Source organism: Dietzia maris (genome assembly GCF_014144855.1).
GTDB classification, from domain to species: Bacteria; Actinomycetota; Actinomycetes; order Mycobacteriales; family Mycobacteriaceae; genus Dietzia; species Dietzia kunjamensis.
The window spans coordinates 1-15706 of sequence record NZ_JAALDN010000398.1; the positions used below are offsets into that span (position 1 = coordinate 1).

Here is a 15706-nt window from a genome sequence, read left to right on the forward strand (position 1 = left end):
ACTCCGCTGTCCGAAATCGACGCGGCAGGTCAAAGAGCGATCCGAACTGGCCGATGTGCGGCTTGCCCGATGTGCTCTACGTCGATCACGGGACCGACTTCACCAGCCACCATCTCGCCCAGACCGCCAAGTACCTGCACTTTCAGATCATCTACTCGACCATCGCCAGGCCACAGGGCCGCGGCAAGATCGAGCGAATCTTCGGCACGATCAACACCGAACTCCTTGCCGAGCTGCCGGGCTATCTCACTCGCGGTCAGCGGCACCCCGAGCCGGTACTGACGCTGCCCGAACTCGACACCGCGATCGGCGAGTTCATCGGTGCCAAGTATCACCACCGCACCCATCCGGAGACTGGCGACAGCCCCTACCGGACCTGGATCGGCGACGGGTGGCTTCCCCGCCTGCCCGAGACCGTCGATGATCTCAACCTGCTGCTGCTGACCGTGGCCAAAACGCGCATCGTCCACCGCGACGGAGTGCGCTTCCAGGGCCTGCGGTACGTCTCACCACTGCTGGCCGCCTACGTCAAAGAACAGGTCGTGATCCGTTACGACCCCCGCGACATCTCCGAAATTCACGTCTTCCACAAGAACCAGTACATCTGTAAGGCCGTGGACCCCGATCACGCATCGACCACAGTCAGCCTCAAAGACATTCAACACGCACGCGCAGCCCGCCGACGCGAGCTACGCGGCCAGATCACCGAGCGCATTGCCGTCGTCACCGGCCACCAAGACCCCTCATTTCCGGCCCCGGCGGCACCGACCCCACCCGCCCAGAGGAAGACGAAACTTCGCACCTACCTGGAGGATGACTGATGTCTCCGCAACGGTTCATCGCCACCAAACAGCACCGCAGATTCGTCGAGTTCGCCGACGCCGTACGCCGGCAACACACCATCGGCATCTGCTACGGCCAAGCCGGGATCGGTAAAACACTGTCTGCCAGACGGTATGCGAACTGGCACAAAGCCGAGCGACTCCTCGAAGAATGGGGACCACGCGATGACTCCGATTTCCCGATCTATGCCGCACTGGCCAGGAAACGGACAGTCTTCTACACCCACGCGGTCCTGAGCACCCCGCGTCAGGTCAGAGACGATCTCACCGGACTGACGGTCCAGGTATCTGCGTGCATCGACGAGCATCTGATCAACACCGGCGAACTGCAGACACGACCCAGACACCTGCGAAAGTACGTCGAGCTGATCATCATCGACGAGTCCGACCGACTCAATGCCACCGCCCTGGAAATGGTGCGAGACCACTACGACCGCGACAACGTCGCCGTCATCCTCATCGGCATGCCCGGGATCGAGAAGAGATTCAGCCGCTACCCGCAGCTTTACAGCCGCGTCGGATTCGCACACGAGTACCGGCCACTGAGCAAAGACGAACTGCGATTCGTACTCGAACGTCGCTGGCCCAAATACGGCCACCCCCTCGACCCCGACGACTTCACCGACGCTCAAGCCCTCGCCGCGATCACACGGATCACCCGCGGCAACTTCCGCCTCGTCGACAGACTGTTCACGCAGATGGAGCGCATCATGCAGATCAACGAGCTCAACACCATCACCGACGACGTCGTCGAAGCCGCCCGATCCACCCTCGTCATCGGCATCACCTGACACCGCCAAACGAACCTGCGAAATCCCGCCAAACGAAGGTAAGAGTCACAGCAGCGATCGTTGGCGGCGTTCCGTCCCGCACGGGTGTACTCGACAAACCACATTGCTGCTAAGGAGTACTGGGGAGATCTACGAGCGTCGCCAGCGGTCAGTGGCGAGGATCAACCGGCTCTCCGAAAAAACAGAGACTGACAAGCCCCTCTGGCAACCGACGCGTCTCCGGTCCGCGCAGTCTGGCGACCAGGCGTCAGCCGAGCAGCCCCTCGGCCGCGATCCGCCAGTCCTCGACCGGCGGCGTCAGCACGTTCTCGCCGAGCACCTGCACCAGCACGGTCGAGGCCCCTGCGTCCAGGTGCTCCTGCACCCGCGCCCGCGTCGCCTCGACCCCGCGGGTGACCATCGCGTGCTTGAGCCGATCGCTGCCCCCGCGCACGTAGTCCGACTCGTCGAACCCCTGCCGGGTCCACGAGTTCCGATAGTTCGGCAGGCCCGTATAGACGTTGAGGTGATCGTGGGCCCGCGACCGCCACACCTCGTCGTCGTCGTCGACCCCCTCGGCCACCACCGCGGCGTGCTCCACGACCAGGGCCGGCCCGTCGTCGGCGGTCCCGCCGAGGATCTCGCGCGCCCGCGCGGTGTGCTCGGGCAGCGTCAGGTACGGGTGGGCGCCGGCGGTGCGATCGCGCGACAACTCGAGCATCCTGGGGCCGAGCGCGGCGAGCACGACCGGCGGCATCGTGTCCTCGCCCGCCGCCATGGGTTGAGTCCGGTCGAGCGCGTCGAGGTACTCACGCATCGCCGACAGCGGCCGCCCGTAGTGGTGACCACGGTGGCGCTCGACCAGCGGCGCGTGCGAGACGCCGAGGCCCAGGACGAACCGGCCCGGGTGCATGGCCTTGATCGTCCGGGCGGCCGCCCCCGCCGCCGAGGCGTCGCGGCCGTAGATGTTGGCGATGCCGGTGCCGATCGCCATCCGGCGCGTGGCGCCCAGGTACAGCTGCGCGGCGGTGAACGCTTCCCGGCCGACGGCCTCGCCGAACCACAGCGAGCCCCAGCCCTGGTCGTCGAGCTCACCGAGGACGTCGGGAATCGCCGCCGGCGTCAGTCCCTCCAGCGAGCCGGTCCACAGGCCGATCCGGCCGAGCTGCTCGCGACCTGCGGGGCGGTGGCGGGTTCGGTGGGATGCACTGTCCTGGAGGGCACTCATGTTCCCGAGTGTGCCCGACCCCGTCGTCGCCGGGCCGGCCATTCGCCGCAAACGGCCGCGGCCGTCGACCCGGTCGCGACACACTGAGCTGACACGTGTTGCAGCGACACGCGGCACACCCCCGGGCACCGAGGAGACGAGACGCCGATGTACGAGTGGTCCGAGACCGACCTGATGATCCGCGACGCCGTGCGCGGCTTCATCGCCAAGGAGATCCGCCCCCAGCTCGACGCCCTGGAGAGCGGTGAGATCCCGCCCTACCCGATCATCCGGAAGCTGTTCGCCGAGTTCGGCATCGATGCCATGGCCCGCGACGGGGTCGAGAAGATGCTGGCGAAGGAGCGGGCGCGCGAGACGGTCGGCGCGGCGGCCGGGACTGGGACCGCGGGCGGCGAGGCAGCGGGCGGCGGGGTTGCATCCGGTGACGCGCCGCGCGGCGACGGCGGGAGGGGGGACGACGACGAGGACGGCGATTCCGGCGGAGCCCCCGAGAACCGGGACTCCATGATGGCCGTGGTGACCAGTGAACTGGCCGGCGCGTGCATGGGGCTGGTCTCCGCGCTCGGCGTGAGCCTCGGGCTGGGCGCGACCACGATCATGTCCCGCGGGACGCTCGCGCAGAAGGAACGCTGGTTGCCCGGCATCGTGACCATGGAGAAGGTCGCGTCATGGGCGATCACCGAGCCGGACTCCGGTTCCGACGCCTTCGGCGGCATGCGCACCTACGTGCGGCGCGACGGCGAGGACTACATCCTCAACGGCCAGAAGACCTTCATCACCAACGGGCCGTACGCGGACGTGATGATCGTCTACGCCAAGCTCGACGAGGGGTCGGGTGGAGCGGGCAGCACGGGTCCGGCCACGGACGCCGACAAGCGCGACCGCAAGGTGCTGACGTTCGTACTGGACAAGGGCATGGAGGGCCTCACGCAGGGTGCTCCCTTCAAGAAGATGGGCCTGCACAGTTCCCCGACCGGGGAGCTGTTCTTCGACAACGTCCGCCTCGGCAGGGACCGGCTGCTCGGCGAGTCCGAGTCCGGTCGCGGGGGCGACGGCCGCGAGTCGGCGCGGTCGAGCTTCACCGCCGAGCGGATCGGGGTGGCCACCATGGCGCTGGGCATCATCGAAGAGTGCCACCGGCTGTGCGTCGACTACTCCCGCGAGCGCACCCTGTGGGGCCAGGAGATCGGGCGCTTCCAGCTGATCCAGCTCAAGCTGGCGAAGATGGAGGTCGCGCGGATGAACGTGCGCAACATGGTCTTCAACTCCATCGAGCGCGCCCGTGCCGGCAAGCCGCTCTCGCTCGCGGAGGCGTCGGCGATGAAGCTGTACTCGTCCGAGGCGGCCACCGAGGTGGCGCTGGAGGCCGTGCAGTTGTTCGGCGGCAACGGGTACATGGCCGAGTACCGGGTCGAACAGCTCGCCCGCGACGCCAAGTCGCTCATGATCTACGCGGGCAGCAACGAGATCCAGGTGACCCACATCGCGAAGGGGCTCCTCGCCCGGTGAACCGTGGTCCGGTTGCTCCTGCGTCCCGCTCTCGTACCGTCAGTACATGGCCACCGAGATGTTGCACACGTACATGCAGGACCACCACGCCGGTGCCGCCGCCGGGATCGACCTGTTCCGCCGCGTGGCCGAGGACCACGACGACCCGGAGACCAGGAAGGTCGTCTCCCGCATCGGCGACGAGACCGTGGACGACCTCAAGAGCCTCGAGGAGCTCATGACGCTGGCGGGGACGTCACCCTCGATCCTCAAGGACCTGCCCGCCAAGGCCGCCGAGAAGTTCGGCCAGCTCAAACCCAATCGCCGTGCCGCCGAACGTTCCCCGCTGAGCGACCTGGTCGAGCTCGAGGCACTGACCCTCGCCGTGACGGGCAAGACGCTCGGCTTCAAGGCGTTGCTCGACATCGACGACCCCCGGCTCCCCCGGCCCACGCTGGAGAAGCTGGTCGAGCGTGCGGAGCAGCACGGACGCGAATTGGAGAAGCTCCGTCTGCGGTGCACGGACGCGCTGAAGAAGAAGTGACCGGGCGGGGCGACGCGGGGGTCTGCCGCCGGTTCTATCCGACTCCGCTGCAGGCCCCGGCGTTGGTCGTCCCCGACCTCGGTCAGACGTTCCGAATCGCGATCGACCGGGTGTTGAGATAGCACTCCATGGCCTCGGGACCGGCCTCGGGACCGGCCTCGGAGCCGTAACCCGAGTCCTTCACCCCGCCGCCCGACGGCCGCCACGCGGACGACAGACGACCACATCCGCTACTCCCCCTCGGGATCCGCTACTCCAATCGGAATAGCGGATCCGTAGGGCGGGTAGCGGATGTGGTCGAACGGTCGAACGGGCGGTTCGGCGCGTCAGGCCCTGGCGCCCTGCTGATCCTTGACCGCGGCCAGGATGTCGTCGACGCGGTCCTTGGCGTCGCCGAACAGCATCTGGGTGTTGTCGCGGAAGAACAGCGGGTTCTGGACGCCGGCGTAACCGGCGGCCATCGACCGCTTGAACACGATGACGTTCTCGGCCTCCCAGACGTGGAGCACGGGCATACCCGCGATCGGGCTACCCGGGTCCTCGGCGGCATCCGGGTTCACGGTGTCGTTGGCACCGATGACCAGCACCACGTCGGTGTCCGCGAAGTCGTCGTTGATCTCGTCGAGCTCGAGCACGATGTCGTAGGGGACCTTGGCCTCGGCCAACAGGACGTTCATGTGGCCGGGCAGGCGACCGGCGACCGGGTGGACGGCGAAGCGCACGTCGACGCCACGCTCACGCAGGGTGCGGGTGAGGTCGGCGACCGGGTACTGCGCCTGCGCCACGGCCATGCCGTAACCGGGGGCGATGATCACACTCGAGGCATCCGCCAGCATCTCGGCCGCACCGGCGACATCGATCTCGGTGTGCTCGCCGTGGTCCTTGCCCTCGCCCGATGAGGCCTCGATACCGAAGCCGCCCATGATGACGGAGAAGAACGAGCGGTTCATCGCCTTGCACATGATGTAGGACAGGTACGCGCCCGAGGAGCCGACCAGCGCGCCGGTCACGATGAGCAGATCGTTGCCCAACAGGAAGCCGGTGGCCGCGGCGGCCCAGCCGGAGTACGAGTTGAGCATCGACACCACGACCGGCATGTCGCCGCCACCGATGCTGGCGACCAGGTGCCAGCCCAGGGCCAGCGCCAGGGCGGTGACCACGATGAGCATCCACAGCGCGGGGGAGATGACGAACCACACGGTCAGCGCGACGAACGCCACGAGGATGCCGAGGTTGATGAGGTTCTTGCCCGGCAGCACCAGCGGTGCGGACTTCATCTTCCCCGACAGCTTGAGGTAGGCGACGATCGAACCGGTGAAGGTGACGGCGCCGATGAACACGCCGATGAACACCTCGGCGTGGTGGATGCCGAGCAGCGAACCGGTGAGCTCACCGTGCAGCTCGGGCTCCAGGTAGCCGTTCCACCCGACCAGCACGGCGGCCAGGCCGACGAACGAGTGCAGCAGGGCGATGAGTTCGGGCATCTCGGTCATCTGCACGCTGCGCGCGCGCATCAGGCCGATGACGGCGCCGATGGCGACGGCCACGACCATCAACACGATGCCGATGGTGGCGGGCTGGTGGTCGATGACCAGCGCGACGGTGGCGACCAGGGCCAGCGCCATGCCGGCGATGCCGAAGGTCAGGCCCCGGCGGGCGGTCTCGTGCTTGGACAGCCCGGCGAGCGACAGGATGAACAGCAGTGCGGCGACCAGGTAGGCCGCATTGGCGGCGGTCTCAACAGACATCTGCTCAGGCTCCCTTCGAGAACATGCCGAGCATGCGACGCGTCACGGCGAAACCGCCGAAGACGTTGATGGACGCGACGAGGATCGCGATGGCGGCGAGCGCCAGGCCGAGGGTGTTGTCGATCCCGACCTGCAGCAACGCACCCACGACGATCACTCCGGATATCGCGTTGGTCACGGACATCAACGGGGTGTGCAGCGCGTGGTGCACGTTGCCGATGACGTAGTAGCCGATCACGATCGCCAGCACGAACACCGTGATGTGGCGCGGGATGTCCCCCGGCGCGACCGCGGTGAGCAGCAGCAGCAACGCCATGCCGGCGGCGATCAGGCCGAGCTTCGCGCCGGCCGACATCTTCTTCTTCTCAGGCTTGGGCTCGACCGGTTCGGGGGCAGCGGCCGCCGCGGGGGCGGCACTGACCTGCACCGGCGGGGGCGGCCACATGATCTCGCCGCCCCGTGTCACCGTCACTCCGCGCTGGACCACGTCGTCCATGTCCAGCGCCCACGCGCCGTCCTTGCCCGGCGTGACCAGCTTGGTCAGGTTGACCAGGTTGGTGCCGTACAGCTGCGAGGCCTGGGCGGGCAGCCGCCCGGCCAGGTCGGTGTAACCGATGATCGTGACACCGCCCTCGGTGACGACGACCTGGTCGGGGACGCTGCCCTCGACGTTTCCGCCCTGCGCGGCCGCCATGTCGACGATGACCGAGCCGCGCTTCATCGTCGCGATGTCGGCGGCCGTGATCAGGCGCGGTGCCTGCCGACCCGGGATCAGCGCGGTGGTGATGATGATGTCCACGTCGGCTGCCTGCTCCGAGTAGAGGTTCGCCGCGGCCCGGTCGTAGGCCTCACTGGTGGCCTTGGCATACCCGTCGGTGGAGACGACCTTCTCCTCCTCGGGCACCTCCACGGGCAGGTACTCGCCACCGATGGATTTGACCTGGTCGGCCACCTCGGGGCGCGGATCGGTCGCGCGGACGATGGCACCCAGGCTCGAGGCGGCCCCGATCGCGGCGAGACCCGCCACGCCGGCACCCGCGACGAGGACCTTGGCCGGCGGAACCTTGCCCGCCGCGGTGACCTGGCCGGTGAAGAACCGCCCGAAGTGGTGCGCGGCCTCGATCACGGCGCGATAACCGGCGATGTTGGCCATCGACGACAACACGTCCATCGACTGCGCCCGCGAGATACGCGGGACCGCATCCATCGCCAGCGCGGTCACGCCGCGCTCGGCGAGCACACCGAGAAGGTGCTCGTTCTGCGCCGGGGCCAACAGGCCCACCAGCGTCGCGCCCGACCGGACCCGCGCCACCTCGGCCTCGGTGGGCACGGCGACCTTCATCACCACGTCCGCCGACCACGCGGCGTCACCATCGGCCAGCTCGGCACCGGCCTCCGCGTACGCGGCATCCGCGAACTCCGCGCGCGTACCGGCGCCGTGCTCCACCACGACCCGGTATCCCAGGCCGATCAGCTTCGCCACCGTCTCGGGCGTCGCCGCCACGCGGTTCTCCGCCGGGTTGGACTCGGCGACCACACCGATCACCGACGGCGCGACACCGGCATCCCGGACATCGGAGTCCGGCTTCATATCAGGGATCTCTTCAAGGCTCGAAGCCATAGGGCATCCTTTTACTGCGTTGTGAGCGAGCCGACGCGTGTGCGCCGGCTCTGACGTCTCGAGTTTTGGCGTGTTCTATGTATTCTCCACAGGCCCGGCACGTGTGTGCCCGGGGTGCGCTCCAGTCACCGATCCGAGATCAGAGCTCACGAAGCGGCTCGGGGTGGGATGGTTACCCCTGCTTCGTCCACCGTTACGGCGTCGTCCTCCGGCGCGGGCAGGGTGGCGCCACGTCCACCGGAAGAACTTCCGGCAGAGCCTACGGGACACTCTGGACCGCGAACGAGCCGGTGGGATCGTTTTCGGGGACCTTGTGACGTAAGCCATACGCCTTGGTGCTTAGCGGCGTGAAATAAAAAGCACCCCGGATCATCAGTGACGATCCGGGGTGCTCCCGATCTGTGGGCGAAGGGGGACTTGAACCCCCACGTCCCGAAGGACACTGGCACCTGAAGCCAGCGCGTCTGCCATTCCGCCACTCGCCCGAGTAACGCCCGAATACGTTAACACGCGGCGTTCCGACCGCACTAATCGGCTGGTGAGGGCTTCCCTTCGGCTGGAAGCGTGCTTCCCACCGCCACCGCCTCTATGATCGACCGGATGCCGCCGCGGGCGGCGCGAGGACAGCCGGGCCGGCCAGATGGCCGGGCCCACCACGAGGAAGGAGGCGAGGCGTGGGGATCGTCGGGAAGTTCGAGCGCACCCTGCAGGGCGCGGTCGGCGACGCGTTCGCCCGCCTCTTCGGCGGGAGAGTCGTGGCGGCCGAGGTGGAGTCACAGCTCCGCAAGCAGGCGGAGGCCTCCCTCAAGGTGGTCGACGGGCACCTGTTGGTGTCCAACAGCTACTCCATCACCCTGGCCCGGTCGGACTACGCCTCTTTCACCGAGGACGAGGCCCTGGCCGTCAAGACCTTCTCCCGCCATCTGTCGGATCACATCTCCGAGCAGGGTTGGGAGACCTACGGCCCGGTCACCGTGACCTTCGTGGAGCGCGATGACCTCCACACCGGACAGATGCGTATCGACGGGGTCGTGGACCCCGACGCCGTCCCGTTCCACATCTCGGCCGCCGCACCGGCGCCGGCGCCGGATCATCCGGCGCCGTCGTCGCCGGGTGCGGACCGACGGGGCGTGGACGGGCCGAGTGCGAGCAAGGAGAACAGCGACATGCAGGCACCCGCTTCCAACTACCCGGTCTCGACCGGCCCCGGAGCCCGGAGCGCGGGCTGGGGTGGCCCGTCGGACGCCCCGACCCAGATCACCCAGGGCCGGGCCTCGCTGACGGTCACGCTGCACCTTGAGGACGGCTCGGGGCGGACGTTCCGCCTCCAGCGGGGCTCCAACCTGCTGGGACGCGGGCAGGACGCAGCGTTCCGCCTGCCCGACACCGGGGTGTCACGCCAGCACGCGGACATCCATTTCGATGGTCGGGAAGCGGTTCTCACCGACCTCGGCTCGACCAACGGCACCACGGTGAACGACGGGCCGATCCAGGACTGGCAACTCGCCGACGGCGACGTCATCAGGGTCGGACACTCGGAGATCACCGTCCGGTTCGACTAGCCTCGACACGGATGACCCCCGGAACCACCGGGGGCGGCCACACGTTGTCCGAGGTGAATCGGCGGGCGAGGGGAGGACGGCACCAGTGCAGGGACTCGTTCTGCAGCTCTCGCGCGGCCTGTTGTTGGCGCTGTTGTGGCTGTTCATCTACCTCACCCTGCGGGCGCTGAAGACCGACGTCTTCGGCAACGTGGGGATGAGGTCGTCCGGCCGCGGCGAGCGCCGGGGCGGCGTGTTCGGCCGCGGCTCCCGGGCGATCCGGCATCTCGTGGTCACCCAGGGCGCCCTCGCAGGTACCCGGATCACCCTGTCCGAGCAGCCGGTCCTGGTGGGCCGGGCCGACTCGTGCACCCTGGTGATCGACGACGACTACGCGTCCAACCAGCACGCGCGGCTGTCCCCGCACGGCCCCGACTGGTTCCTCGAGGACCTCGGCTCGACCAACGGCACCTATCTGGACAGATCACGGGTGACGACCCCGGTCAAGGTGGACGCCGGCACGCCGATCCGGATCGGCAAGACCGTGATCGAGCTGCGCACGTGACCCCGGCGCTCGTCTACACCGCGCGCTCACATCTGGGCATGGTGCGGGAGAACAACGAGGACTCGGCCTACGCCGGACCCCGTCTGTTGGCCCTCGCCGACGGCATGGGCGGCCACGCCGCGGGTGAGATCGCCAGCCAGTTCGTCGTGGCGGCGCTGGCGAGGCTCGACGAGGACGAACCGGGGCAGGATCTCACCGGGGCCCTGACCCGCGCGCTGACGGTCGGCAACGAGGCGATCGCCTCCCACGTCGAGGCGTACCCGGAGACCGACGGCATGGGGTGCACGGCCACCGCGCTGCTGTTCGACGGCCGCCGCATGGGCCTGCTCCACGTGGGTGATTCCCGGGCCTACCTGCTGCGTGACGGGACACTGACCCAGATCACCAAGGACGACACCTTCGTCCAGTCCCTCGTCGACCGCGGGGAACTCTCCGCCGACGACGCCCACACCCATCCGCGGCGCTCGCTCATCCTCAAGGCGCTGACCGGGGAGCCGGTGGAGCCGACCGCCGTCATCCGCGAGGCGCGGGTCGGCGACCGCTACCTGCTCTGCTCCGACGGCCTGTCCGACCCGGTGAGCACCGAGACGATCGCCGAGACGCTGGCCACCGGCACCGTCGAGGAGGCCGCGGACCGGCTGGTCCAGCTGGCGTTGCGCTCGGGCGGGCCGGACAACATCACGGTCGTCCTGGCCGACGTCCTGGACTCCCCGCGCGACGCGCCGGTCATCCCGGTGGTGGTGGGCGCGGCGTCGGGCGACGAGCCGGGCCAGATCGACCCCGCCGCCGACCCCTACTCCGACACCGCGGCCGGTAAGGCCGCCGCGTTCTCACGCGCCCAGGTCGCCTCACGCGGGGGAGCCGCCGGAACGTCCGGTGCCGCCGGGGAGTCGGGTGCCGGGCGTGGGAACGGATACGACGACGACGAGGTCGACGCCGCCCCACCGCGCGGCAGCAGATGGCGTTTCGCCCTGAGCATCGTCGGGGTGCTCGTACTGCTGGCCGGGATCGTGGGCGTGTCCGCGCTGCTCGTCCGCAGCAACTACTTCGTCACCGAGTCGGACAGCCAGGTCGTGGTGAAGAGGGGCATCTCCGGGGAGGTCTTCGGCATCTCGTTGGCCTCGGTCATCCAGGTGGGATGCCTGACCCGCGAGGGCGACCTGACCATGCACTCCCCCGATGCCATCCCCGCCGGATGCGACGTGTTCACCCTGGGGGACCTCCGCGAACCCGCCCGGGAGACCGTCCGGGCCGGGATGCCGTCGGGGAGCCTCGCCGAGGCGGGCGCCCAGGTCTCCCGGCTCACGGAGGACAACCTCCTGCCGCCGTGCGACCCCCGTGAGCAGCAGGAGCGCCCGCGCGAGCAGACCTCGTCGTCGTCCTCTCCCACCGAGTCGCCCTCTCCCACGGGTTCCCCCGCACCCACCGGGTCGCCGTCGCCCGGCGAGCCCGCCCCCACGGACGAACCGGCGACTCCCCCCTCCCCCACGACCCCCGCACCTGTGCCCGGGGAGACCTGCCGGGCGGTGAGCTGATTCATGTCCTCCTCCGCATCAGCCTCACCATCGTCGGCCTCACCCGCATCCGATCCCCGCGGCCAGGCGGTGCCCGACAGCCCGCGCCGGGGCAAGGAACTGGTCCTGCTCGTCGCCGCCGCGGTGATCGTCGGGTTCTCGCTGCTGCTCGTCCAACTCGCCCAGGAGCAGGAACTGTCCCTGGCGCTGCTGTGGATCACCCTGGCGTTCCTCGGCCTCGCCGGCGGCGCCCACCTGCTCATCCGCTGGCTCGCGCCCTACGCCGATCCGGTGTTGCTACCGGGCGTCGCGCTGCTCAACGGGCTGGGGCTGGTGCTCATCTACCGGCTCGACCTGTCGTACGCGGCCAACGCCGCGGCGGCCGGGAACGACCCGCCCGGCATGGACGTCACCCGGCAGCTGCTGTGGACGTTCCTCGGTCTGGCCGTGATGGCGGCCGTGCTGTACTTCCTGCGCGACCACCGCGTCCTGGCCCGGTACGGCTACACGATGGGGTTCGCCGGCCTCGCACTGCTGGCGATCCCGGCGCTGCTCCCCTCCCGGTTCTCCGAGATCAACGGCGCCAAGAACTGGATCATCCTGCCCGGGTTCACCATCCAGCCGGGCGAGTTCGCCAAGATCCTGCTCATCATCTTCTTCGCCTCGATCCTGGTGGAGAAGCGCGAGCTGTTCACCACCGCCGGCAAGCGCGTGCTGGGCGTGGACCTGCCGCGCGCCCGCGACCTCGGGCCGATCATCGTGGCCTGGTTCCTGTCCCTGGGCGTGCTGGTGTTCAACACCGACCTCGGCATGGCGCTCCTGCTGTTCGCCACCGTGCTCACGCTGCTGTACGTGGCCACCGAGCGGGTGAGCTGGCTGCTCATCGGCGTGGTCCTGGTCGCCGTGGGCGGCGTGCTGGCCTACGCCCTGTTCGGGCACGTTCGTGTGCGGTTCCAGATCTGGCAGGACCCCTTCGCGTTCTTCGACACCGGCGGCTACCAGAGTTCGCAGGCCCTGTTCGGCCTCGCCTCCGGCGGCATGGGCGGCACCGGGCTCGGCAACGGGCGACCCGACCAGGTGCCGTTCGCGAACACCGACTTCATCACCTCCACCATCGGCGAGGAACTGGGCCTGATCGGCCTCGCCGCGGTGCTGATGGTCTACGCGATCCTCATCCTCCGCGGCATCCGGGTGGGGCTGACCATCCGCGACAGTTTCGGCAAGCTCGTCGCCGTGGGCCTGGCGTCCACCATGGCCATCCAGATGTTCGTCGTGGTCGGCGGCGTCTCCACCCTCATCCCCCTCACCGGCCTGACCCTGCCGTTCATGGCCTACGGGGGCTCCAGCCTGTTGGCCAACTACGCACTGGTCGCCATCCTGCTGCGCCTGTCCCACGACGCGCGCCGGCCGCTGCCCACCCCACGTCAGGCACCGGCGCTGGCCGAGGCCGCCACCGGCATGATGCGGGCGCCCAAGTTGCGCGCGCCGGGCCGGAGGAACGGGTGAGCGCCGCGTGAACACCGCCATCCGACGGGTCGCGATCGCCGCCATGGTCATGGTGGTGGCGCTGCTGCTGCAACTGACCTGGGTCCAGGTCTTCCGCGCCGACGAGCTCCGTGCCGACCCCCGCAACACGCGGATGCTCCTCGACGAGTACTCCCGCCAGCGCGGCCAGATCACCGCCGGCGGACGGGTGCTGGCCATGTCCCTGCCGTCGGAGGGACGCTTCGAGTTCCAGCGCACCTACCCCACCGACCCGGTCGTGTTCGGCCCCACCGTCGGCTACTACTCGCTGCAGTTCGCCACCGCCGGGGTCGAGCAGACCCAGGACGCCTTCCTCAACGGCTCCGACCCGAGACTGCTGTCCCAACGGATCACCGGTCTGATCTCGGGCCGCACCCCGCAGGGCGGCTCGGTGGAGCTCACCCTGGACCCCGCGGGCCAGGAGGTCGCCTACGAGGCCCTGCGGCGCGGCGCGGGCCAGGGGCCGTTCGTGGGCTCCGTCGCCGCCGTCCGCCCCTCCACCGGTGAGGTGCTCGCACTGGCCTCCAGCCCGTCCTTCGACCCGGGCGCCCTGTCCAGCCTGGACCCGGAGGTCCGCGCGCAGGAGATGGCGCGCATCGAGCAGAGCCCGGACCGGCCGCTGCTCAACCACGCCACCCAGCAGTCCCTCCCGCCCGGCTCCACGATGAAGGTCATCACCACCGCCGCCGCGCTCGAGCAGGGCATGGGGCCCGAGACCCCCGTCTCCGGCGCCGACCGCACCCTGCTGCCGGGGACGTCCACCTACCTGGAGAACTACGCCGGCCAGACCTGTGGCGGCAGCACCGTCACCCTGCGCACGGCCCTCGAGAGGTCCTGCAACGTGCCCTTCGTCGAGCTGAGCCAGGAGATCGGCGCGGAGGCCTTCACCGAGATGGCGGAGAAGTTCGGCGTCGACGGCACCGCCCCGGACGACTTCGGCATCCCGGTCGCACCGTCGGGCCTGGGGCAGATGGAGGACGACGCCCAGCTGGCGATGAGTTCCATCGGGCAGAGCGACGTCCGGATGACGACCCTGCAGAACGCCATGGTGGCCGCGACCGTCTCCAACGGCGGGGTCCGCATGGAACCGCAACTCATCAAGACCCTGACGGCGCCCGATCTCTCCGTCGTCCAGGGCTTCACGCCCCGCGACGCCGCCCGCGCCCTCACCGACGAGCAGGCCGGCACCCTCACCGAGATGATGGTCGCCGCCGAACAGGGCGCCGGGGGCGGCTTGCCCGGGGTCACCGTGGCCTCCAAGACCGGCACCGCCGAGCACGGCGTGGACTCCTCCGAGTCCATCCCCTACACCTGGTACATCGCGTTCGTCCCCGGCCGTGACGTGGCGGTGGCCGTGGCGATCGAGTCCGGGCCCGGGGTCGATCGCAGCACCGTCGGGTCCACCTACGCCGCACCCATCGGTCGCGAGGTCCTGGGCGCGCTGCTGGGAGGGACGCCGTGAGTCTGAACTCCGGCGCGGTCCTGTCCGGCCGCTATCGCCTACTGCGCCTCATCGCCACCGGCGGTATGGGGCAGGTGTGGGAGGCCGACGACGGCGTCCTCGACCGCCACGTCGCCGTGAAGGTGCTCAAAGCCGAGTACTCCTCCGACCCCGAGTTCGTCGAGCGCTTCCGGTCCGAGGCCAAGGTCACCGCGAGGATCTCCCACCCCGGGATCGCCACCGTCTACGACTACGGGCAGATCGACGACCCCGCCTCCGGGAACCCGCTGTCCTACCTGGTCATGGAACTCGTGGTGGGCGAGCCGCTATCGGACGTCCTGGCCCGCGAGGGCACGCTGCCGATGCGGCACACCCTCGACATGCTCGAGCAGACCGGCCGCGCCCTCAACGCCGCCCACGCCATCGGCCTGGTCCACCGCGACGTCAAGCCGGGCAACATCCTCATCACGCCCGCCGGGCAGGTGAAGCTCACCGACTTCGGGATCGCCAAGTCCATGGGCGCGTCCGCCGTCACACAGACCGGGATGGTCGTGGGCACCGCCCAGTACATCGCGCCCGAGCAGGCCATGGGGAACGACACGTCCCCGGCCGGGGACGTGTACTCGCTCGGCGTGGTGGGTTACGAGTGCCTGGCCGGTCGACGGCCGTTCGTCGCCGACTCGCCGGTCTCCGTGGCGATGATGCACGTCCGCGACACCCCGCCGCCGCTCCCGGACTCGGTGCCCGGACCGGTCCGACGCGTCCTCGCCGAGGCCATGGCCAAGGACCCCGGCCGGCGCTACCCGGACGGCGAGGCCTTCGCCGAGGCGATCGCCGACCTCCGGGCCGGTCGCGATCCCCGTCTCCCGGGCGCGTTCCT

Annotated in this window: 13 protein-coding genes and 1 tRNA gene; 10 read left to right on the plus strand and 4 right to left on the minus strand. The window is 69.3% G+C overall.

Features of this window, described 5'->3' with window-relative positions; all coding sequences use genetic code 11:
* A partial coding sequence (locus G6024_RS12965) for a Mu transposase C-terminal domain-containing protein (RefSeq protein WP_159148878.1) occupies positions 1-821 on the plus strand: 821 nt, incomplete at its 5' end.
* Positions 821-1633 carry an AAA family ATPase gene (locus G6024_RS12970; RefSeq protein WP_063972687.1) on the plus strand — a complete coding sequence of 271 codons (813 nt, stop codon included), beginning with the start codon at positions 821-823 and terminating at the stop codon, positions 1631-1633. The genes G6024_RS12965 and G6024_RS12970, both read left to right, overlap by 1 nt.
* 247 nt (positions 1634-1880) lie before the next feature.
* On the opposite strand, the gene G6024_RS12975 is transcribed toward G6024_RS12970, so the two are convergent.
* Complete coding sequence (locus G6024_RS12975) at positions 1881-2840, minus strand: TIGR03620 family F420-dependent LLM class oxidoreductase (RefSeq protein ID WP_063972779.1); 960 nt, start codon at positions 2838-2840, stop codon at positions 1881-1883.
* 147 nt (positions 2841-2987) lie between these two features.
* On the opposite strand from G6024_RS12975, the gene G6024_RS12980 reads away from it, so the two are divergent.
* Together G6024_RS12980 and G6024_RS12985 are read left to right on the plus strand one after the other, a co-directional pair.
* Positions 2988-4349, plus strand: a complete 1362-nt coding sequence (locus tag G6024_RS12980) for an acyl-CoA dehydrogenase family protein (protein WP_067716479.1) — start codon at positions 2988-2990, stop codon at positions 4347-4349.
* A 46-nt stretch (positions 4350-4395) separates the two neighbouring features.
* On the plus strand, positions 4396-4872 hold the full coding sequence (locus G6024_RS12985; RefSeq protein WP_069389462.1) for a hypothetical protein: 477 nt from the start codon (positions 4396-4398) through the stop codon (positions 4870-4872).
* Between the two features lie 326 nt (positions 4873-5198).
* On the opposite strand, the gene pntB is transcribed toward G6024_RS12985, so the two are convergent.
* The 3 genes from pntB to G6024_RS13000 all read right to left on the minus strand — a co-directional run bounded on the left by pntB (position 5199) and on the right by G6024_RS13000 (position 8726).
* Entirely contained in the window at positions 5199-6620 is a 1422-nt protein-coding gene (pntB, locus tag G6024_RS12990; RefSeq protein ID WP_096906455.1) for a Re/Si-specific NAD(P)(+) transhydrogenase subunit beta, read from the minus strand.
* A gap of 4 nt (positions 6621-6624) precedes the next feature.
* Positions 6625-8211, minus strand: coding sequence for a Re/Si-specific NAD(P)(+) transhydrogenase subunit alpha (locus tag G6024_RS12995; RefSeq protein WP_159148881.1), 1587 nt, complete (start codon positions 8209-8211; stop codon positions 6625-6627).
* A gap of 432 nt (positions 8212-8643) precedes the next feature.
* Positions 8644-8726, minus strand: a tRNA-Leu gene (locus G6024_RS13000).
* 189 nt (positions 8727-8915) lie between these two features.
* On the opposite strand from G6024_RS13000, the gene G6024_RS17070 reads away from it, so the two are divergent.
* The 6 genes from G6024_RS17070 to G6024_RS13030 all read left to right on the plus strand — a co-directional run.
* Complete coding sequence (locus tag G6024_RS17070; protein ID WP_067716489.1) at positions 8916-9803, plus strand: FHA domain-containing protein; 888 nt, start codon at positions 8916-8918, stop codon at positions 9801-9803.
* An 85-nt stretch (positions 9804-9888) separates the two neighbouring features.
* On the plus strand, positions 9889-10347 hold the full coding sequence (locus G6024_RS13010) for an FHA domain-containing protein FhaB/FipA (RefSeq protein ID WP_067716492.1): 459 nt from the start codon (positions 9889-9891) through the stop codon (positions 10345-10347).
* Complete coding sequence (locus tag G6024_RS13015) at positions 10344-11882, plus strand: PP2C family protein-serine/threonine phosphatase (RefSeq protein ID WP_159148879.1); 1539 nt, start codon at positions 10344-10346, stop codon at positions 11880-11882. The genes G6024_RS13010 and G6024_RS13015 overlap by 4 nt, the downstream gene beginning before the upstream one ends.
* A 3-nt stretch (positions 11883-11885) precedes the next feature.
* Positions 11886-13367 carry an FtsW/RodA/SpoVE family cell cycle protein gene (locus G6024_RS13020; RefSeq protein ID WP_069389382.1) on the plus strand — a complete coding sequence of 494 codons (1482 nt, stop codon included), beginning with the start codon at positions 11886-11888 and terminating at the stop codon, positions 13365-13367.
* 7 nt (positions 13368-13374) lie between these two features.
* Positions 13375-14847, plus strand: a complete 1473-nt coding sequence (locus G6024_RS13025) for a penicillin-binding transpeptidase domain-containing protein (protein WP_069389383.1) — start codon at positions 13375-13377, stop codon at positions 14845-14847.
* Positions 14844-15706 (plus strand): serine/threonine-protein kinase (locus tag G6024_RS13030; protein WP_159148880.1); only part of this gene is annotated, 863 nt, incomplete at its 3' end. The genes G6024_RS13025 and G6024_RS13030, both read left to right, overlap by 4 nt.